Genomic DNA, 18,717 nt, shown 5'->3' with positions numbered 1-18,717 from the left:
GTGTTGCGGTCGCTCAAGTCCGGCGCCGAAGCGGCTACTCTCGAATCTATGCCGGTATGGTCCAGGACGTCACGTGCAAGCGCAGAAAAGAAGGCAGAAGTGTCAGTTGGTCAAGGCCACCCGGAAGGCTCGGAAGAGCTTCGCAAATGGCTGTCCGGGCTTAAACCCGTTACCGGCGCGGACACGATGCTGCGCTTCACCAAGACACCCGAAGGCTCCATCGACCTTACGTCGGCACACCCTCCGGGCTCGCCCAGCTCATGGCCGGGCGCCGCACACGCCTGTCCACCCTGATCCGTGACCGGCAGCAGTATGTGGTGGCGGCCCGCGCTTCGCGCAACATCCGGTCCAAGATCTTCGAGCTCGCCAACGACCGCGGCATCGATGCCGGCTACCTGTCCGCCGGCACTGTGGTGTGGACGTCAGCCGTCGGCGGCAAACCCCAGCGGGTGTCCGCTCCGGTCATGCTGACCGCCATCTCCCTCACGGTACGGCCGGGGAGGACGACTTCGAACTGCAGCTCACCGAGCAGGCGCACATCAACCCGGCCCTGGTGCGGCACCTGAAGAACATCCACGGGATCGTCTTTGACGTCAACGCCGTGACCCGCCTCGCCTACAGCACCGCCCGGTTCGACCCCCAGCCTGTCCTGGACCGGCTGGCCACCCTGATCCGGCCCATCCACGGCGCGGAAACCCAGCACAACCTGCTCGTTTCCACGTTCGCCGACCTCTCCGGCAACCTCGACGATCCCTGGATCAACGACTCCCATCCCCTTGTGTCCGCGCTGGCAACTGCTGCCGGCGGCGAAGTGGTGGACGTGGAGGAACCCGACCCCTCCCGCTTCCCCCACCTGGACAACAGGCACCCCAAGGACGAGCTGCTGCTGCTGGATGCGGACACTGACCAGCAGTACGTCGTGGACGCGGCCCGCGCCGGAGACTCCCTGGTGGTCAGCAGTCCGCCCGGCACCGGGCAGACCCAGACGGCCATCAACACCATCGGTGCCCTGGTGGACGCCGGCAAGACTGTCCTGGTGGTGGGCGACCGCCGCGCCAGCCTCAACGAGGTCTCCGGGCATCTGGAGTCGCTGGGGCTGGAGTCCATCCTGTTCCAGCTCTCCGGAAACGTCACGGCGCAGCAGCTGAAGGGCCAGCTGCTCCGGGCGATCGTGCGCAACGAAAAGTCACTGGAACCCCAGCTCGGGAACCTCCACAACACCCTGGTGGAACACCGGCACGCCCTCATGGACCACGTGGCGTCGCTCCACAACGTCCGCGAGCGTTGGGGCTGCTCGCCCTACCAGGCCATGCAGTCACTCGCGGAGCTCACCTCCATCCACCCCGCGCCCGCCACCACCGTCCGGCTCAAGCGCAGCGTCCTGGACAGCATCCGGGACCGCGAGGAGCTGGCCGGCAGGCTCAGGCGCGCCGCGGAACTGGGCAGCTTCAGTAAGGCGGCCACCACCAGCCCCTGGCACGGGGCCCGGCTGCTGACCCGCAAGGAAACGGAGGAAGCGCAGGACCTGGTCCGCTCCGTCGCCAAGAGCCTTCCCCTCCTCCGCGACCGCATGGACGCCGTTGCGGAGCACGCCGAAATCCGCCTGGGCGAATCATTCGCCGAGTGGGGCGAGCAGCTGGAACTGCTGGTCGCCGTCCGCGGAAGCCTGGACAAGTTCACCCCGGACATCTTTGACCGGCCCGTGACGGACCTAATTTCCGCCACCGCGCCGTCCGCCTGGCGGCGTGAGCGCGGCATCGAGCTGACTGCCATGCAGCGCTCAAGGCTGCGCCGGGTCGCCAAGGAATACGTGCGCCCGGGCGTCCACATCGCAGACCTGCACTCATCCCTGGTGCTGGTGCAGGAGCAGCGCGCCCTGTGGGCGGGCTACGCCACCACGCAGCGGCACCCCGCCGTACCTTCCGGCCTGGCCGAAATGATTGCCATGTACCGGTCCCTGGACGGCGAACTGGCACAGCTGGGTGAGGCGCTGCGGCACACGGAAGGCGGCGGCTCGCTGTCCACCGTTCCCTACGCGCGGCTGATGGAACGCCTGGAGCGCCTGGTGGCGGACACCGACACGCTTAAGACCCTGCCCGAGCGCACCCTCCTGGTCGAGAACATGCGCGAACACGGCCTGGGCGAGCTCCTGGCCGACCTCGCCGAGCGGGAAGTCCCGGAGGGATCCGTTGCCGCCGAGCTGGAGCTGGCCTGGTGGCAGTCCGCGCTTGAGGCAATGATCAGTGGTGACGACTACCTGGCCATGTCCGACGGCGACGCGCTGCGCCAGCTTGAGGCAGAGTACCGGCTGGCGGACAACGCCCACGTTGCCAGCGGCGCCGCCCGCCTGCGGTGGGACCTGGCGGAACGGTGGCGCACAGCCATCGCTGCCCAGCCCCGCCAGGCCGACCTGCTGCGGAGCCTGCTCAAGGACGGCCGGGTCTCCCTGCCGGCCCTTACCGCACAGGCTCCGGACCTGATCGGCACCCTGGTTCCCGTCTGGTCTGTCAGCCCGTACCTGATGACGGGCCTGCTTCCGGCGGAACAGCACTTCGACGCCGTCGTAATCCTCGATGCGGAAGCCACCTCGCTTCAGGCTGTCCTGCCGGCAATCGCCCGTGCACGGCAGGTGATTGCCTTTGGCGACTCGCGCATTGCCACGCCGCGGACCTTCACCGTCGGGGTGGAACGGCTGGCGCCCGGCGAGTCGGCCCACCACCGGGTGGAAAGTGCCTTCACGGCATTGTCTGCCGTGCTTCCGGTGTGGCGGCTCAACGTGGTGTACCGGGCGGTGGACGAGGACCTGGTCCTTCAGCTGAGCAAGAACTTTTACGACGGCGGCCTGCGCCGGCTGCCGGAAGGCCAGTCGGCCACGGGGCTGGACCGGTCGCTGCTGGTGGAATACCTGCCGGACGGCACGGGCCTGCCCAGTGCCGGCGACGAAGGCGTGGAGTCCGTGGTGGCCGAGGTCAACCGCGTGGTGGAGCTCGTCTTCGAACACGCCCGCCTGCGCCCGCGAACGTCGCTGGCAGTGGTTACCGCAAGCCTGCGGCACGCCGCCAGGATTGGTGAATCCATCAGGCTCCAGCTGTCCAACCAGCCGGGCCTGGCCGGCTTCTTCGGCGCCGGGCCGGAATCTTTCCGGGTAGTTGACCTTGAACGCGCCCAGGGCCTGGTCCGCGACCACGTCATTTTCTCGCCCGGATTCGGGCGGACCCCGCACGGCCGCGCCCTGCACAACTTCGGGCCGCTCTCCGCGGAGGGCGGCCGGGAGAAGTTTGCCCTGGCCATGACCCGGGCGCGCCGTTCCATGCACGTGCTCACCTGCTTCCGGCCGGAGGACCTGGACCACACCAGGCTCACCCACGGGGCGGTGGATCTTTATACGCTGCTGGACCGGGAAATTTCCGGCAACACCGATCTCGGGACTCCCGCGTCCCGTGCCGCGGCCAGCGAGCAGGCGCTGGGAGCGGACCCGCTGGTAGCGGACCTGGGGGACCGGCTGCGGGCCCGTGGCGCCAGGGTCTGGCACCAGTACGACGGCGCCATCGACGTGGTTGCCGCGGCGGATCCCCTGAACACCATGGGCCAGGACGACCCCGACCTCCCGCGGCCCGTGGCCATCGAATCCGACGGCACGGCCCAGTACCGCACCATGAGCGTGCGTGAGCGCAGCAGGCTGCGGCCGCAACTGCTGGAACGCCTGGGATGGCGGTACATGCCGCTGTGGACCATCGAGGTCTTCACGGACCCCTCGTCCTGCGCGGACCGCATCGCCGGTTACCTGGGACTTGAGAAGATGGTGCTTCCGGGCCGGACCACGTCCAGCACAGGATTCCTGGACGATGACTTCAACCACGCACTTCACGGAATTGATGGGGCGCCTGCTGCCGGTGTTTCCTACCTGCCTTCCGAGGCTGTCAGCCAAGGCCGGCGCGCCCAGGGGACAAGGGAAGCGGGTGCCACGACGAGAGAAGACCAGCCTGGGAAAGACAGGCCCGAGGAAGACATGCGCCAGAACGAGAACAACACCCGGAACACGAACGACCTGAACAGGAACGACGACCTGGATAAGAACGGCGGCTCGAACAGGAACGACGACCTGGACAAGAACGGCGGCGCGAACAGGAGCGGGGCCGCAGCCGGAACTGACCGCGGTGCCGCTCCCGCGGATTCCGCAGCGCCGGTGCCTTCTCCGGGGCGCGGCCGGCAGCGGGGGCACCGACGAGATCCTCCCGAGCAAGGCGGCGGAAGACGACGCCCGCAGCTGGGGTGACCGGGAGGACGATCACGATACCTGGTTGAAGGAACAGAAACCGCCGCACTGGGGCTGACCCACATCATCCGGGCCACGCTTGAGGTCAGGGCGGCCCGACCAGGACGAAGAACAGCCTGCCCTGGGTGGAGGCGCCGGCCAGGCGCAGTGATTGTTCGGCGGTGGCTGCCACCACGATCAGTCCATCGGTCTCGGTGGTGCCGAGCCATTGACCCCCTTGGCCGCCGTTGTTCGAGGTCCACAGCACCGGGACGGCAGACGCCAGGACCTCAGAGGGACTCTTCTGGTCGAACCCGTTGGCTGATGTCAGCACAATGTTGACCAGCTGGCCGGGGAGACCAGCTGGATGGATGAGGCATCCGCCATCCGCAGGGGAACCGCGGCCGAACCGGGGGCGTCCCTGCCAGGAGCCCGGGGCCCAGCAGCTGGGCGTCGGTGAGGAGCTGGCCCTTCCGCAGCGGCGCTGCGAGCTGCTTGCCTGCGGTTGCGGATCCATCCCGGAGGAAGCCGTCGGTCACCATCCCGGGCGGCACCTGGACCTGGGCCAGGTCTGCTGCCGTTACCGTTGTTCCCGCGGGCAGGTCCCGGGCAGCGGACAGCGCCGTGACGGTGGTGAGCGGGGCGGGAGTGAGTTGCTGGACAGCGATTGCTGCAGCTGCGCACAAGAGCAGGGCCGCTACGAGGCGTCGGTTGCGGCTGAGCCAGCCGGCAAACCGCGAGTGCAGGGGACGCCGTCCGGGGCGGCGGGGGATGTTACGGGCACCTGCAGCATGGACATGGCTGGGGAACCGGAGACCGTCGCGGCGACGTCGGAAGAGTACTGGCATGCGCCCACGCTAGGTGACGCCAAAGCGGCACGGGAGCCCGGACGGCGGCTATGTGGACAAAGGCGGCCGGACGCAGGGAGCGTCCGGCCGCCGTCGTAAAGTCCTGGGCTGCTTAGCTGGCGGCAGCTGCTGCCGGCGCCGACGCGGCGGGGGTGGCAGCGGGCGTCGCTGCGGGTGCGGGGGAGACGGAGCTGCCCTTGGAATCGCGGGAATCCGTGCGGTAGAAACCCGAGCCCTTGAAGACGACACCGACGCTGTTGAACTTCTTGCGCAACGTGCCCTCGCATTCCGGGCAGGACGTCAGGCTGCTGTCCGAGAACGACTGGACAATGTCGAAGGCGTGGCCGCAATCCTTGCAGGCGTAAGCATATGTTGGCACTGGTGCTCCTCCTCTTGGGCAAACGAGAGGTCCCGTGCTGCCACCGGGTAAACCGTTAGCAGTCGCAGGGCCTGAGTGCTAATTCTATCACTGTGCCCGAATGGACGGGCTCAGGCGTTGCCCGCCAATGGCCGGTATCCGGACGGGGCCAGGACGGCCGGGACCGGTCGGTCGAACTTCTCGGCCGGTATCCGGCCGGCGGGCAGCAATTCGTCATCGTAGATAACAGCGGCCAGGGGAATTTCCTTCCCTGCCGTAGCCAGGTGCCCCAGGAATTTGTCGTAGTAGCCTCCGCCCTGCCCGATCCTGTTGCCGGCAAGGTCCACTGCGGTGGCCGGAATAAAGAGCACCGCTGCGCCACCGGCCGTTTCCGGCCCGTGACGGTGCCCCGTGGGCTCCAGGATTGGTGCATATTTGCTGCGCTCGAAGCTGGTCTCCGGCGTCCAGAACACCCAGCTCAATTCGCGGCCTTCCTCGCACACCGGAAGCAGTACCTGATGGCCGCTGCGATGCAGGGCGTTGATCAGGGGCAGGGTGGGCGGTTCGTGTCCCACGCCAAGGTATACGCAGGCTATCGAGGCGTGCTTCCCTGTGACCGTCCCCGCCCATGCTTCCCCATGGACGGCCAGGGCCGCGCCGGCAGCTTCGAGCTGCGCCGGCGTCAGCGCTGCCCGCCGCCGGCGGTGGGCGGCCCTGATGCCGTCCTTGACTGCGTTGGTCTCCTGCAGCATGGTGTCCTTCCTGCAATGCCCCGTATTGGGAGGTTCTTCCCGCACCGGCACGGGCTTGCCGCTCCGGTGGTTACTGAAATGCTTGACGCTGACGTTAGATTAGACCGGTGAACACCAGTAACCCCAGAGTCCGCAAAGCCGTCATTCCCGCCGCGGGCCTGGGCACCAGGTTCCTGCCAGCCACCAAGGCGATGCCCAAGGAAATGCTCCCCGTCGTGGACAAGCCTGCCATCCAGTATGTGGTGGAGGAAGCCGTCCACGTGGGCCTCCACGACATCCTGATGATTACGGGCCGCAACAAGCGGGCCCTGGAAGACCACTTCGACCGCGTGCCGTCCCTTGAGTCAACGCTCGAGGACAAAGGGGACACGGAGAAGCTGGCGTCCATCCAGGCGGCCAGCCAGTTGGGTGACATCCACTACGTCCGGCAGGGCGACCCCCACGGCCTGGGCCATGCGGTGCTCCGCGCAAAACAGCACGTGGGTGACGAAGCCTTCGCTGTCCTGCTGGGAGATGACCTGATTGACGCCCGCGACGAACTGCTCAGCACGATGATTGACGTCCAGGCCAAAACCGGCGGGTCCGTCGTCGCCCTGATTGAAGTGGAGCCGTCGGAGATCAGCGCCTACGGCTGTGCGGACATCCAGGACATCGACGGCGAAGACTACGTCCGCGTCAACCGGCTGGTGGAAAAGCCGTCACCCGAGGAAGCGCCCTCCAACCTGGCCCTGATCGGGCGTTATGTCCTGCACCCCGCCGTCTTCGGCGTCCTTGAACACACCGAACCGGGCCGGGGCGGGGAAATCCAGTTGACGGATGCCCTCCAGGAACTTGCCTCCGGTGATGGTGAAGGGCACGGGGTGTACGGGGTCGTGTTCCGGGGCCGGCGTTACGACACCGGCGACAAACTCAGCTACCTCAAGGCCTGCATCCAGCTCGCCATCGACAGCGACGACCTGGGCCCGGGCCTGCGGGAATGGCTGCCAGGTTTCACCTCGGACCTTTCCCGCTAGCGCCATGCGCAGTGGTCCCATCTGGCCGGTCACCCTGGAGTGCGGCGACTTGGTCCTGCGGCCCATCCGGTACCGCGACAAGAATGAATGGATGGAGGTGCGCTCGCGTAACAGTGAGTGGCTGCAGCCGTGGGAGGCCTCCAATCCGGATCCGGGCGGTGGGCTGCCCGATTACCGGCACATGGTCCGGTCGCTCAAAGTGCAGGCCGCGCAGGCCACAGCTTTGCCCTTCCTTATTACCGAGTGGAGGTCGGGCCTCAGCAGCCCCGCCATCGTGGGCCAGTTGACCGTGTCGTCAATCGTGTGGGGTTCGGCCATGATGGCAACCCTTGGCTACTGGGTTGACCAGGCACGGGCTGGACGGGGGATCGCCCCCACCTCCGTGGCGTTGGTGACGGACCACTGCTTCAGGACCCTCGGCCTGCACCGGATGGAAATCAATATCCGGCCCGAGAACGGACCCAGCCTGCGGGTGGTGGAAAAGCTGGGATTCCGGGACGAGGGGTACCGGCCCCGTTTCCTGCACATCAACGGCAAATGGGCCGACCACCGTTCCTTCGCCCTCACCGCGGAAGAAGTCCCGGAGGGCCTGCTGGGCCCCTGGCTGGCCTCGCGCCGGTCATAAATCCAACGGTTTGCCAGAGGGGGCACGACACACCGGGGCTAATGCGGCCTGAGCAGGCATGATGCTCATACGGTTTTGAGTGTGGACTTCCCCCTTAGCAGCTCAGTGATCCTCGTGGTTGCCGTCGCGCTCTGGATTGTATGGGTTGCCCCTTACGTCCTCCGGAACCGCCGGCACCAGTTCCAGCCTGCCGTCGACTTCCTGGCAGACGCCCCCGCCGATGAGGGGCCGGATCCGCACGCCGGCCTGGTCTTGAACGTCGCCGCCCAGCAGGAGAAAGCCATGGAACCCAGGAAGAGTCCGGCACCCGGTGCCGGCGCTGCCAGCACCCCGCCTCCGGCCCGGCTCCGCATCCGCTACGGCCGGACCGCGCTGGCCCTGGTGGGGCTGCTCTCCCTTGTCACGGCATTCATTTCCGGGATCCTGGCTGCCTTTGGCATCGGTTCGCCTGCCCTTCCGATCCTGTGCACGGTGCTGACTGTCGGGTCGGTGGCGCTGCTGCGTATGCTCGCCGTCCGCGACCGCAAGGCAAAGGTCAATGCTGCGTTCCGCTCGGCCATGAGTGCGCCTGCACGCCGCCCGGAGACGGCCGACGCGATTCCCCCAAAACCTGAGGCCGCCCCCGCGCGGCCGGACAGCCCGCTTTTCGATGCCGAGGCAGGCCAGGCCGGGATCAAGCGGCTCACGGCAGTTGAGCTTCGTGAAGCAGCCCTCGCCGTCGCGGTGGCTGCCGGCGATACCAGTGCTGCAGAGGCGGCCCCGGCCACTCCGGCGGGAACCCCTTGGGAGCCGGTGGAAGTCCCCAAGCCCGTTTACGTGGACGCAGCCAAGGCAAAGCGCCCGGAGCCGCAGCCTCTTGAACTTCCTGAGGCGCCCAAGGCAGTTGGCAAGCCGTCCCTGAAGCAGGGCGCTGCCGGGGTGCAGGCAGCGGAGTCCGCGGAAGCACAGCAGGTGGCCGATCAGCAGTTGACCAAGGCGCAGAGCGCGCTGAGCAACCTCGACGACGTTCTTCAGCGCCGGCGCGCGTAAAGTTTGGGCGGCGCGCCTTGGGATCCCGCGGCCGGCCGGAGCGTCAATTGGCGTTGGGCCGGGAAAATTTGTAGCCTAGGGACACCGGTTCCGCACCATCCTGGAACGCCTTGCAGGTTGCGGCCGATTCCGGGGCTATAGCTCAGTTGGTAGAGCGCTTCGTTCGCATCGAAGAGGTCAGGAGTTCGAATCTCCTTAGCTCCACCATTTGCAGGCGTGTTGCCAGAGCCAGAACACCTGGTTTGCCTTCCTTTTCAAATGCAGGTGCCCACCGCCGGGGCGATTCCTGTCCGCGGGTGGACTCCGCGGATCCTTCCCTCGCTCGTCCCTTCCCGTGGCCCTGATGCAACGAGCCGCTTCCGCAGACCGGGCAAAGGGCGCCAACGTGGGCGAACTGTTGCGCGGAGGCTTTCCGGTGCCGCCGCATACGCTGGGCGGGCGCCTCACGGAAGCCGGTGTCCTGGCCGGGCCCACGGATGTCACTCACCTGCGCTTCGAGGAACTTTGCGGCAATGCCCGACGGCGGGGCGTTGCCGCCGGCGGAGAAGGAGCGGCACCGCCGGCGTGTGCTGGCCCGCGCCGCCAAACGCAGTGAGCTGGAAGGTAGGTCCGCAACCCGCACCCTCGTGAACGGGCAAACAGTGGTGGTGGACGGAACCGCGGGACGCGTTACCGTTCCCATAGGCAAAACGCCCCCGGATGCAGGCCCGATCCGATGGGTGGGGGCCTAGAGTGGGCCTCATGGGAATCATCATCGGACTTCTTGTCCTCTGGCTCATCCTGTCCATCGTCGGCTTCGTCGTGAAGGGCCTTCTCTGGCTCGCCATCATCGGCCTGGTCCTCTTCGTCGCCACCGGCGTCTGGGGCTGGCTGAAGCGCAGAACCAACGCCTGACCGTCACCGCCTGCCCGGACCGGCTGTCACCGGCCCGGGTGGGCGGTGGGCGTTAGCGGTCGAAGGACCCTGTCTTTTTCCTCCTGCCGGCGTGACCCTTGCTCCATGAGCCTCACGAAGAAGGAAGGGCACCCCCACAGCTGGCTCCGCCGGTCGTGCGCAACTTTGCCATCAACCGTGCCCTGCACCCCGACCGCCCATGGATCCGGGCCACCCGGATCAGCGTCGGTCTTGTCGTGCTGGCCGCAATCGTGCAAAAGACCTTCGACGCCACCCTGCCCGGCAACGACGTGGATGTCCCGCAGCTGTATTCGGAATTCACTGTGCAGGGAAATCTTGTCTTCGGGCTTGTCCTGATCATTTCAGGGGTGCTGCGGCGACGCCGGCCGCCGCTGTGGTGGGACCAGATGTTCGGCGCGCTGGTCCTGTACATGGTCATGACGGGCATCATCTACATCGTGCTCGTGGCTCCGCCGGAAGAGCCGTGGTGGACATGGGATTTGTATTGGCCGCAGGTTGCCCACCACCGCCTGGCCCCGCTGGTGGCGGCGCTTGACTGGATTCTCGTCACCCGGACGGTCCGAGGTCCCTGGTGGCGGCCCCTCGCCTGGCTGGGCTATCCAGTGGCCTTCCTTGCGTTTTCGTGGATCCGGGGCGGCCTTGACGGATGGTACGTGTACGACTTCCTTGACCCAACCCTCGATGGCGGATGGGTGAGGGTGCTGGGTTCCACCGGCCAGGTTCTGGTGGCATTCCTGGTTGTTTCCCTCATGGTGCACGCGGTGGGCAATATGCGGGTGGCGCTGGCCACCGGACGGCTGCCCGCGACGGTGATCCCGCCCCGCTAGATCCAGCCCTTCCTCTTGAAGATGCCGTACATAAGGCCGCCGGCAGCCACCATGAGGAGCAGCGCCAGGGGGTAGCCGAAGGACCAATGGAGTTCGGGCATGTTGTCAAAGTTCATGCCGTAGATCCCGGCCACGAATGAGGGCGCAAACAGGATGGCCGCCCAGGACGAGATTTTCTTGACCTGTTCGTTCTGCTCGGCGCTGGCCTCGTTCTGCCGGTTGGCTGTCAGTGTCCCGTCGAGGGTCAGGGCGTTCTGCAGCAAGTCCCGGAAGGAGTCCGCCCGGGAAATCACCCGCTCAACGTGGTCTTCCACGTCACGCAGGTTATGCCGCAGCTCGCTTTCCACTTCGTACTTCTCGAAGCCGCGCTTCAACTGGTCCAGCATCTCGGGCAGGGGGTGGATGGCGCGCTGGAACTGGATGACCTCCCGGGCCAGTTCGTAAATGCGGCGGGACACGGAGGAATCGCCGCTGAACAGCTGGTCCTCGATCTCGTCAATGTCGTTTTCCAGCCCCGCCACCACCGGGGCGTAGTCATCCACCACCCGGTCCAGCAGGGCATACAGCACCGCTTCGGGACCGTGCCGCAGGAGATCAGGCCGCCCCTCCAGCCGCTGCCGCACCCTGGCAACGCCGGCCGTTTCCGCATGCCGCACCGTCACCACAAAGTTCTTGCCGGTGAACACGTGGAGTTCGCCGAATTCCACGGTTTCGTCCTCGTCCACGTACCGGGCGGGCCGCAGGACGGTGAAAAGGTTGTCGTCGTAACGCTCCAGCTTGGGCCGCTGGTGGGCCGAAACGGCATCCTCCACTGCGAGGGCATGGAGTCCGAACTCGCTGGCCACGGCCGCCATTTCCTCCGCCGTGGGCCGGTAGAGGCCGATCCATGCCATGCCGCCATGCAGGGACAGGGTCTCAAAGGTCTGCTCAAGACTGTCGGGCTCTGCATGGCGGACGCCGTTGACGTAGACGGCGTTATCGATGATGGTCATTCAGGAAATCCTAGCCGCCGGAGCTGCGGCACTGCTCAGGCCGCTGATGAGGGGCTCGGTCCGGTAGGGGATATGGGTGTGCAGGGCCAGCACGGTCTCTGTCCGGATGACACCCTTGATCCGCAGGACCTGCCGCAGGGACGACTGGAGGTTGTGGGTGTCCGTGGCCACCACCCGGCACCAGACATCGCCGCGGCCGGAGATCTCGTGGACTTCCAGGACCTGCGGGATGAGCCGCAGTGCTGCCACGACGCCGTCCAGCTCCCGGTGGGAGACCTCAATGGTCACAAAGGCCACCACGTCATAGCCCACCGCCTCCAGGTCAACCTCGCGCCCGCCCGGGCGCAGCACCCCGCTGCGCAGCAGGCGGCGAACCCGTGACTGGGCCGTGTTGCGGGCGATGCCCAGGGACTCGCCCAGCTCACCGATCTGGATGCGGGGATCCCGGATGAGGGCCAGCAGGATCTTCAGGTCCGTGGGGTCCAGTTTGTTCAAGATCGTCACTCTCCATCATTCGTGGATCCATAAGTTGATGATTTTGCTCAATTATCCCTGCAAGGTCGAAAGATATGGCGCAGCGGTACCGCATTCTTGAACCATCACAGTTGTATCCGCGCCGGGCTCCCACAAGGACCACCCGCCGCGGCGACCCCTAAGGCGGCACAATGACGGTCTTCAGCGAACTGCGCATGCGCCCGGCCACGGCCAGCGGATGGAATGCCACCACTACGGCGCGGCTGGTGATTTCCGGCGCGGTCATCTTCATGCTCCTGGTGGGCGCCAACCTTGCCACCCCGCTGTACCCCCTGCTGCAGGCCAACCTCGGGCTGTCCAGCCTCGACGTAACGGCGGCTTTCGCCAGCTACGTCCTGGCCCTGGTGGGGACGCTGCTGCTCGCCGGGCACTGGTCGGACCATATCGGCCGCCGGGCCGCCCTCCTGGTCGCTGTCCTGACCGGACTGGCGGGCGGCTGGATCTTCGCCGAAGCGGGCACGCTGGCTGCCCTGTGCGCCGGACGGGCGCTGCAGGGAATGGCGGTTGCGCTCGCCACGGGGGCCAGCGCGGCAGCCCTTCGCGAGCTGCTCCCGTCCCGGCCGGAGTGGGCATCGCGCTTTACGCTGCTGGCCTCCTCGGGGGGCGTAGCGGCGGGTCCCGTCATCGGCGGACTGCTGTCGCTGCTTCCCGGTGCAACCACGGCTCCGTACGTCGTCCATTCGCTGTTGCTGGCCGCGCTCCTTGTCCCGCTGTACCTGATCCGCGCACGCCCGGCCATCATGGTGCCGGCAGTGTCCCGCCCGCTGCACGTCCTTGCCCCGCGCCGTCCCTCCGTTTCACGGCAGGCGAGGGGCGCTTTCTGGCTGGCGTCCGGCGTCGGCTTCCTGAGCTTTGCCGTGTTTGGCTTCTCCCTGTCACTGGCCCCGGGCTACTTCGCGCAGGTCCTGGGCACGGACTCCCGGCCACTGATCGGCGTGCTGGCCGGCCTGCCGCTGGGGGCGTCAGCCCTGAGCCAGCTGGTGACCCTGCGCGGGCGCCTGGCCGTGCCTGCGGGGCTGGCCGTCCTGGGCGTCTCCGTCATCCTGCTGGGAGCCGCCGGCGCATGGCACAGCCCACTGCTGCTCGTTGGGGCTGCCGTTACCGCCGGCCTGGGGCAGGGCATGGCCTTCCGGATGGTTTTCAACGAGGTGGCGGGCAAGGTGGAGCCGGCACGCCACGCGCAGATCATCAGCACCGTGTACGTCATCACCTACCTGGGCAGCGCCGTGCCGGTCCTCGGCCTGGGCTGGGCCAGCGCCGTGTTCGGAATGGCGGCAGCGGTGCAGGGATTCGTCCTGCTGTGCGGCTCGGCGGCACTCGCCCTGTCAGCCGTCACCCTCACCGCTTCCATCAAAGCAACGAAACAGGGGTCCGTCTGAGCCGGGTGGATCTACAGCGGCGCTAGTCCGGAAGCGGGCCGTGGTTGCCCTGGATGTGTTCAAAGACCAGCGTGGTTTCGGTGTGGCCCACCACGGGATCGGTAGCCAAATTGTCCAGGACCCAGTCCCGCAGGTCTTCGGTGCTTCCGACGGCGATGTGCAGCAGGTAGTCCACCGAACCTGAGGTGTGGAAGGTCGACAGCACGGCGGGCAGGTGCGGCACGCGCGCAGTGAAACGGTCGATCTGGTCCCGGTCGTGGGCACGGAGCCGTACGGCCACCAGGGCCTGCACCGACCGGCCGATGGCCGACAGGCTCAGCTTCGCCTCGTAGCCCTGCACAATCCCGCGCTCCGAGAGGGCGCGGGTGCGCATCAAGGCGGTCGACGGCGCAATACCCACCATTTCGGCGAGCTGCTTGTTGGAAATCCTGGCGTCTGCCACGAGGGCCGCAAGGAGGCGCTCGTCAATGGCATCCAGCGGCTCCAGGTGCGCCCCGGGCCTGGTGTTCCTGGCATTCGTACTCACGGCGGTTCCTTCCACACGGTCCTTAGTTCATCCTAGACCGCAGAATCTCCACCATCGGCTCCACAGGCACGCGTCCTGCCGAACATCCGCTCTATCCTCGAAGCTGCTGGAGCGTGTTAATTCGAGTGCGGCACCGAGTCAGGCAGCGGCCGTTTCCGCGCGGGAATGGACGACGGCGACAGTTGCGGCAGTGAGGCACGCCAGGGCGATCACGGCTCCAGCCAGTGCGTTCCAGCCCCAGGCCTGGAAGACCAGGCCACCTGCCCAGCCCAGGAGGCTGGAGCCCAGGTAGTAGGCCAGGTTGTAAAGGGACGCTGCCTGCGCGCGGCCGGTGCTGGCGATGGCGCCCGTCCAGCCGGAGCCGATGCTGTGGGCTGCGAAGAAGCCGCCCGTGAACACCACCAGCCCGCACAGGATCAGCACCAGGGACGGGGTGAGGGTCAGGGCAAGGCCGCCAACAGCCAGGCCAAGTCCGCCCAGCAGCACGTTCCGGCGCCCGTATTTCGAGGTCATCCCCGCTGCCCAGCGGGAGGAGAAGGTGCCGGACAGATAGGCCAGGAAGATCAGGCTGATCACGGTGGCCGGCAGCCCGAACGGGGCGCCCGACAACCGGAACCCCAGATAGTTGTAGACGGCCACGAACCCGCCCATCATCAGGAAGGCCTGGGCATACAGGGCCAGCAGCCGGATGTTCCTAAGGTGGCCCCCGAGCGTCCGGACGGCGCTCCGGAGTCCGGCGGCCCGGGCAGGAACAAAACCCCTGGCCCGGGGCACCAGGACAAGGAAGGCGACGGCGGCAATCGTCGCCAGCACGGAAACTGCCAGGGCTGCCGACCGCCACCCCCAGAGTTCGCCGACAGGGCCGGCCACGAGCCGCCCTGAAAGTCCCCCAGGGTGGTCCCGGCAACATAGCTTCCGGCGGCAAGCGCGGCGTGCGCTTTGCTGACCTCCTCGTTGAGGTAGGCAATGGCGATGGCGGGGATTCCGCCCAGCGCCATCCCCTCCAACAGCCGGAGGACCAGCAGCATGCCGAAGCTGGCGGACAGGGGCACCAGCAGTCCCAGCACCGTGGCCGCCGTGATGCCCCACATCATCGCCTTCACCCGGCCGATCCGGTCCGCCAGGAAGGACCAGGGGATCACGGTTGCGGCCAAACCCACGGTGGCCAGGGAAATGGTGAGGGCAGCCTCGGCGGCAGTGACGCGCAGATCGGCCGCCAGGAGGGGCAGGACCGCCTGGGTGGAGTAAAGCTGCGCGAACGTTGCAACCCCTGCGCATGACAGACCGGCCAGGATCCGCCCGTAGGCCCTGGACCCTTTGGGATGGCCGTTCCACGGAGGGGAAGCCGCCGTGCCGGAGCTCGCTTTCTGTGGCATCAAGCAAGCGTAGTCCCCGGGCAATGAATGCTTCCAATGCATATTTTATGCCAAACTGATAGCAATATCGGATTGCTTCCCGGTTTCGGGAAAGCTCGGGAACCGGCAAGGGAGCAGCCATGGAACCGGACCGGAAACAATTGGCCCAACTTCTGCCCCTCATGCCGGTACTCGCCGAGCTGGGACGGACCGAACACGTCACGGAGACGGCCGAACTCCTCGGATTACCCCAATCGACGGTGAGCAGGGCAGTGGCAAGGGCCAGCGCCGCCGTCGGCACCGAACTCCTGGTCCGGGACGGCCGCGGTGTCCGCCTGACGCCCGCAGCCCGCACCCTGCTGCCCTACATCGAGCAGGCGCTCGCGGAGTTCCAGGCCGGCCTGGACCTGGTCCGGAACGAGTCCGAACTGGTCAGGGGCACCGTGTCCCTGTCTTTCCAGCACACCTTCGGCGAGGCTACCCTGCCCCTGCTGATCAGCGCCTTCCGTGCCCGGCATCCCGGGACCGGGTTCCGGCTCAGCCAGGGCGCCCGGAGCGCATGCCTTGAAGAGCTGTCATCCGGGGAAGCGGACCTGGCCCTCACCGCTCCCGTGGCGCCGGCGGGCAAAACCCTCGATTCGGCCCCGCTGTACCGGGAACCGCTCCGGCTGGTGGTGCATCACGCCCATCCCCTGGCCAGGCAGCGGATGGCCCGGCTGGCCGATATCCGGACGGAACCGTTCGTGGCGCTGGGAACCGGATACGGGCTGCGTTCGCTGACGGACGCCCTGTTCCGCGAGGCGGGATACCGGCCGCGGATCGCCTTCGAGAGCCAGGATTCACACACGGTCCGCGGACTGGTCTCGGCAGGCCTGGGCGTCAGCATCCTGCCGCCCGGCGGCGACGCCCCCGGCAGGACGCTGCGCCCGGAAACCGGAGACCTCGGCTGGGTGGAGGTGCCGCTGGACTCGGAGCTGGCCTTCCGGGAAGTCGGAGTGAGCTGGCGGCGCCGGAAACCCGAAACCGAACCCGTTCCCGCCAGGCTCTTCCGCGAGCTGGTGGTGGCCCAGGGGCCACGCTTGTTGGCCGGGCTGGTCACCAGGGCGGGCCGCTGACCCGGGGAACCGGATGACGACGGCGGGTGGCGGCCGCGCCTCCGCGGAAGGCAGGCGCGGCGCCCCAAAGCCAGGCCACGCAAGTACCCTTGTGACGTGACGAACACCCAGAACCCCTCCACCAGTCCCGACCAGCACGCCACGGACTCGCCAGGCAACCCACTGCACGGCGTCACGATCGGCCTGGACATCGGCGGCACCAAGACACACGGCATCCGCTTTGAAGACGGAGTGCCCGTCGCGGACGATGCGGCGGGGAGCTCCAACGTCCAGAACGTCAGCCGCGACCAGGCAGCACGGAACCTGGCGGAGCTTTTCGCCAGGATCGGTGGCGGCCGCGTGGACCGGGTGTACGCAGGGTCCGGCGGAATCGATACCGACGAGGACGCCGCCGCCCTGGCGGCCCTGATCCAGCCACTCGTCCCGGAGGCCCGCATCACCGTTGTCCACGACTCCCGCCTGCTGCTGGCCGCGGGCCGTGCCAGTACGGGAGTTGCGGTCATTGCAGGTACCGGCTCGGCTGCCTGGGGACGCAACGCCGACGGCGGCGAGGCCCGGGCGGGCGGATGGGGCTACCTGCTGGGGGATGAGGGCAGCGGTTACTGGCTGGGCAGGGAAGCGGTCCGGCACAGCCTGCGCAGGATGAACCAGGGCCTGCCGATTGACCAGCTCACGGCATCCCTCCTGGCATCCTGCGGCCTGGACCACCCCAACAAGCTGATTGCGCTGTTCCATTCCCCGGACACGGGACGGCGCTTTGGGCCCAGCAGGCCAGGCATGTCGTGGAAGCGGCCGCTGCCGGGCACCAGGACAGTGCAGCCCTGCTGGAGCAGGCCGGCCGCGACCTTGCCGCCTTGGCCGGGCAGGTGCTGGGCCAGCTGAAAATTGAAGGTCCGGTGATCCTGGGCGGCGGCCTGGGCATGAACGTGGCACCGCTGCAGGAGTCATTCCGCCGGAACCTCGAAGCAGGCGGCATCACTGACGTGAGGGTCCTGGACCAGGAACCGGTGTTCGGCGTCCTGCAACTCCTGGCCGAACCGGCCTGACGGCCGACAGGAACCAAACCGCGCTTGCCCGTCAGCGGGCCAGGCGGCGCGCTTAGTCGACGGCGCGCTTACGGGGCGTCAACCGCACGCCGGGCAGCGGGGGAGCGGGAATGCGGCCGGCCTCCGCCCCGGCCTCCGGACCGTGGCCTGGCACCAGTCCATACCTGGCCGCAGCCGTTTCGGCATCCGGCAGCCCGGCCTGCGCTTCCCAGTCCTCCCGGGCCTGCTCCACTTCGTCGTGGGTGCGGCCCACAAAGTTCCACCACATCAGCAGTTCTTCACCGAACGGCTCACCGCCAATCAGCAGGAACCGCGTGCCGGGGCGGGCCTCCATCCGGAGTTCGCTTCGGCCGGTGCCCAAGTAGCCCAGCGGCCCCGCCGGCAGGTCCTGCCCGTCCACCGCCAGGCCGCCGTCGAGCACCAGGATGCCGTGCTCAAAGGCGGGGTCCAGTGGCAGTACCGCGTCCCCTTCGCAGGAAACGTCCGCGCCAACGATCGGCGAAAACATCGTCGCGGGGGACACGACGCCCGCAAACCCACCCACCATGACGGTGGCGGTGAAGCCGTGGCCGGCGACGCGCGGCAGTTCCCGGTGCTGTTCGAACGCCGGCTCCCGGTTTCTCTCCCCGTCGGGAAGGGCCACCCAGAGCTGCAGGCCCCGCTGCAGCGGCAACTCCCCGCCGTCGGGAAGCACGGCGAATTCAGAGTGCGAGACCCCGTGCCCCGCCGTCATGATATTCAGCTCCCCGGGGCGCACTACCACGTCGCTGCCAACGCTGTCCCGGTGTCGGATGTGCCCAGCCAGCGGCCACGTCACCGTCTGCAGCCCGATATGGGGATGGGGGAGGACAGACATGGCGGTACGGTCCGGCCCGAAGCTGTCCAGGAAGCACCACGCGCCGATGGTGGGCAGTCCGCGCTGGGGCAGGGTGCGCTTGACGTTCATGGCGCGCACCCCGCCCAGGGGCACCTCACGTTCGGGCCACAGCTGCAGGCACGGGCCCGACGTGCCTCCGGCAGGTGCGGGCGGACAAACTTCCTGCTGGGGTGAAACTTCCAAGTTGGTCACGCCTCCACTTTAGGCCCGCCCGGCTTCGGCTACCCATCCACGCCAAGCGGGGTACCGAATGATTACAGTAGGGATTCCT

General features: G+C 67.6%; 17 protein-coding genes, 1 tRNA gene and 2 pseudogenes. 10 read left to right on the top strand and 10 right to left on the bottom strand.

All coding sequences use genetic code 11. The features are described 5' to 3' along the window. The first annotated feature begins 48 nt into the window (after positions 1 to 48). Positions 49 to 4,276: pseudogene (locus OUO20_RS10605) on the top strand (AAA family ATPase). Positions 4,277 to 4,361: 85 nt separating this feature from the next. Here OUO20_RS10605 and OUO20_RS10600 read toward each other — a convergent pair. From OUO20_RS10600 to OUO20_RS10585, 4 genes are all read right to left on the bottom strand, one after another. After that, positions 4,362 to 4,589 (bottom strand): hypothetical protein, encoded by a 228-nt coding sequence (locus tag OUO20_RS10600; protein ID WP_268001702.1) that lies wholly within the window; start codon positions 4,587 to 4,589, stop codon positions 4,362 to 4,364. Further along, on the bottom strand, positions 4,546 to 5,103 hold the full coding sequence (locus OUO20_RS10595; protein WP_268001701.1) for an SAF domain-containing protein: 558 nt from the start codon (positions 5,101 to 5,103) through the stop codon (positions 4,546 to 4,548). Before OUO20_RS10595 ends, OUO20_RS10600 begins: the two co-directional genes overlap by 44 nt. Positions 5,104 to 5,215: 112 nt before the next feature. Then, positions 5,216 to 5,482, bottom strand: a complete 267-nt coding sequence (locus OUO20_RS10590; RefSeq protein WP_018769229.1) for an FmdB family zinc ribbon protein — start codon at positions 5,480 to 5,482, stop codon at positions 5,216 to 5,218. Positions 5,483 to 5,592: 110 nt separating this feature from the next. After that, a complete protein-coding gene (locus OUO20_RS10585; RefSeq protein ID WP_018769230.1) occupies positions 5,593 to 6,213 on the bottom strand; it encodes a 5-formyltetrahydrofolate cyclo-ligase in 621 nt (206 codons plus the stop codon). Positions 6,214 to 6,320: 107 nt separating this feature from the next. Here OUO20_RS10585 and galU point away from each other — a divergent pair, with 107 nt between their 5' ends. The 6 genes from galU to OUO20_RS10555 all read left to right on the top strand — a co-directional run bounded on the left by galU (position 6,321) and on the right by OUO20_RS10555 (position 10,622). Further along, entirely contained in the window at positions 6,321 to 7,226 is a 906-nt protein-coding gene (galU, locus tag OUO20_RS10580) for a UTP--glucose-1-phosphate uridylyltransferase GalU (protein ID WP_018769231.1), read from the top strand. A gap of 4 nt (positions 7,227 to 7,230) precedes the next feature. Then, positions 7,231 to 7,851, top strand: a complete 621-nt coding sequence (locus tag OUO20_RS10575) for a GNAT family N-acetyltransferase (RefSeq protein ID WP_056394144.1) — start codon at positions 7,231 to 7,233, stop codon at positions 7,849 to 7,851. Between the two features lie 105 nt (positions 7,852 to 7,956). After that, a complete protein-coding gene (locus tag OUO20_RS10570; RefSeq protein ID WP_144600058.1) occupies positions 7,957 to 8,880 on the top strand; it encodes a hypothetical protein in 924 nt (307 codons plus the stop codon). 131 nt (positions 8,881 to 9,011) lie between these two features. Then, positions 9,012 to 9,087, top strand: a tRNA-Ala gene (locus OUO20_RS10565). 534 nt (positions 9,088 to 9,621) lie between these two features. Then, the gene (locus tag OUO20_RS10560; protein ID WP_018769235.1) at positions 9,622 to 9,774 is read left to right on the top strand and encodes a hypothetical protein; all 153 of its coding nucleotides are present in this window, start codon (positions 9,622 to 9,624) and stop codon (positions 9,772 to 9,774) included. 155 nt (positions 9,775 to 9,929) lie between these two features. Beyond that, a complete protein-coding gene (locus OUO20_RS10555; RefSeq protein ID WP_134163899.1) occupies positions 9,930 to 10,622 on the top strand; it encodes a Pr6Pr family membrane protein in 693 nt (230 codons plus the stop codon). Here the strand turns inward: OUO20_RS10555 and corA are convergent. Together corA and OUO20_RS10545 are read right to left on the bottom strand one after the other, a co-directional pair. Next, on the bottom strand, positions 10,619 to 11,614 hold the full coding sequence (corA, locus tag OUO20_RS10550) for a magnesium/cobalt transporter CorA (RefSeq protein ID WP_018769237.1): 996 nt from the start codon (positions 11,612 to 11,614) through the stop codon (positions 10,619 to 10,621). The two genes, OUO20_RS10555 and corA, sit on opposite strands and share 4 nt — an antisense overlap. Then, the gene (locus OUO20_RS10545; RefSeq protein ID WP_026265759.1) at positions 11,615 to 12,109 is read right to left on the bottom strand and encodes an Lrp/AsnC family transcriptional regulator; all 495 of its coding nucleotides are present in this window, start codon (positions 12,107 to 12,109) and stop codon (positions 11,615 to 11,617) included. A gap of 170 nt (positions 12,110 to 12,279) precedes the next feature. Between OUO20_RS10545 and OUO20_RS10540 the strand changes: the two genes are divergently transcribed. Continuing rightward, on the top strand, positions 12,280 to 13,527 hold the full coding sequence (locus tag OUO20_RS10540; protein ID WP_134163748.1) for an MFS transporter: 1,248 nt from the start codon (positions 12,280 to 12,282) through the stop codon (positions 13,525 to 13,527). Positions 13,528 to 13,549: 22 nt separating this feature from the next. On the opposite strand, the gene OUO20_RS10535 is transcribed toward OUO20_RS10540, so the two are convergent. From OUO20_RS10535 to OUO20_RS10525, 3 genes are all read right to left on the bottom strand, one after another. After that, complete coding sequence (locus OUO20_RS10535; RefSeq protein ID WP_026265760.1) at positions 13,550 to 14,053, bottom strand: Lrp/AsnC family transcriptional regulator; 504 nt, start codon at positions 14,051 to 14,053, stop codon at positions 13,550 to 13,552. Positions 14,054 to 14,191: 138 nt separating this feature from the next. Beyond that, a complete protein-coding gene (locus OUO20_RS10530) occupies positions 14,192 to 14,707 on the bottom strand; it encodes a hypothetical protein (RefSeq protein ID WP_268001700.1) in 516 nt (171 codons plus the stop codon). After that, positions 14,707 to 15,429, bottom strand: coding sequence for an MFS transporter (locus OUO20_RS10525; protein WP_268001699.1), 723 nt, complete (start codon positions 15,427 to 15,429; stop codon positions 14,707 to 14,709). The genes OUO20_RS10530 and OUO20_RS10525 overlap by 1 nt, the downstream gene beginning before the upstream one ends. Before the next feature lie 119 nt (positions 15,430 to 15,548). Here OUO20_RS10525 and OUO20_RS10520 point away from each other — a divergent pair, with 119 nt between their 5' ends. Both OUO20_RS10520 and OUO20_RS10515 read left to right on the top strand, forming a co-directional pair. Beyond that, positions 15,549 to 16,523 (top strand): LysR family transcriptional regulator, encoded by a 975-nt coding sequence (locus OUO20_RS10520; protein WP_018769242.1) that lies wholly within the window; start codon positions 15,549 to 15,551, stop codon positions 16,521 to 16,523. A gap of 96 nt (positions 16,524 to 16,619) precedes the next feature. Continuing rightward, positions 16,620 to 17,569, top strand: a pseudogene (locus OUO20_RS10515) (N-acetylglucosamine kinase). Positions 17,570 to 17,621: 52 nt separating this feature from the next. Here the strand turns inward: OUO20_RS10515 and OUO20_RS10510 are convergent. Further along, positions 17,622 to 18,638 carry a pirin family protein gene (locus OUO20_RS10510; protein ID WP_018769244.1) on the bottom strand — a complete coding sequence of 339 codons (1,017 nt, stop codon included), beginning with the start codon at positions 18,636 to 18,638 and terminating at the stop codon, positions 17,622 to 17,624. Between the last annotated feature and the right edge of the window lie 79 nt (positions 18,639 to 18,717).

The organism is Arthrobacter sp. FX8 (genome assembly GCF_026723805.1).
GTDB lineage: Bacteria > Actinomycetota > Actinomycetes > Actinomycetales > Micrococcaceae > Arthrobacter.
This window is presented reverse-complemented; position numbering and strand designations above follow the sequence as displayed.

Coding starts and splice junctions, on each gene's coding strand:
- OUO20_RS10595 (WP_268001701.1), bottom strand. CDS start 5,103: ATGCCAGTACTCTTCCGACGTCGCCGCGACGGTCTCCGGTTCCCCAGC.
- OUO20_RS10585 (WP_018769230.1), bottom strand. CDS start 6,213: ATGCTGCAGGAGACCAACGCAGTCAAGGACGGCATCAGGGCCGCCCAC.
- OUO20_RS10575 (WP_056394144.1), top strand. CDS start 7,231: ATGCGCAGTGGTCCCATCTGGCCGGTCACCCTGGAGTGCGGCGACTTG.
- OUO20_RS10560 (WP_018769235.1), top strand. CDS start 9,622: ATGGGAATCATCATCGGACTTCTTGTCCTCTGGCTCATCCTGTCCATC.
- corA (WP_018769237.1), bottom strand. CDS start 11,614: ATGACCATCATCGATAACGCCGTCTACGTCAACGGCGTCCGCCATGCA.
- OUO20_RS10540 (WP_134163748.1), top strand. CDS start 12,280: ATGACGGTCTTCAGCGAACTGCGCATGCGCCCGGCCACGGCCAGCGGA.
- OUO20_RS10530 (WP_268001700.1), bottom strand. CDS start 14,707: ATGATGGGCGGGTTCGTGGCCGTCTACAACTATCTGGGGTTCCGGTTG.
- OUO20_RS10525 (WP_268001699.1), bottom strand. CDS start 15,429: ATGCCACAGAAAGCGAGCTCCGGCACGGCGGCTTCCCCTCCGTGGAAC.
- OUO20_RS10520 (WP_018769242.1), top strand. CDS start 15,549: ATGGAACCGGACCGGAAACAATTGGCCCAACTTCTGCCCCTCATGCCG.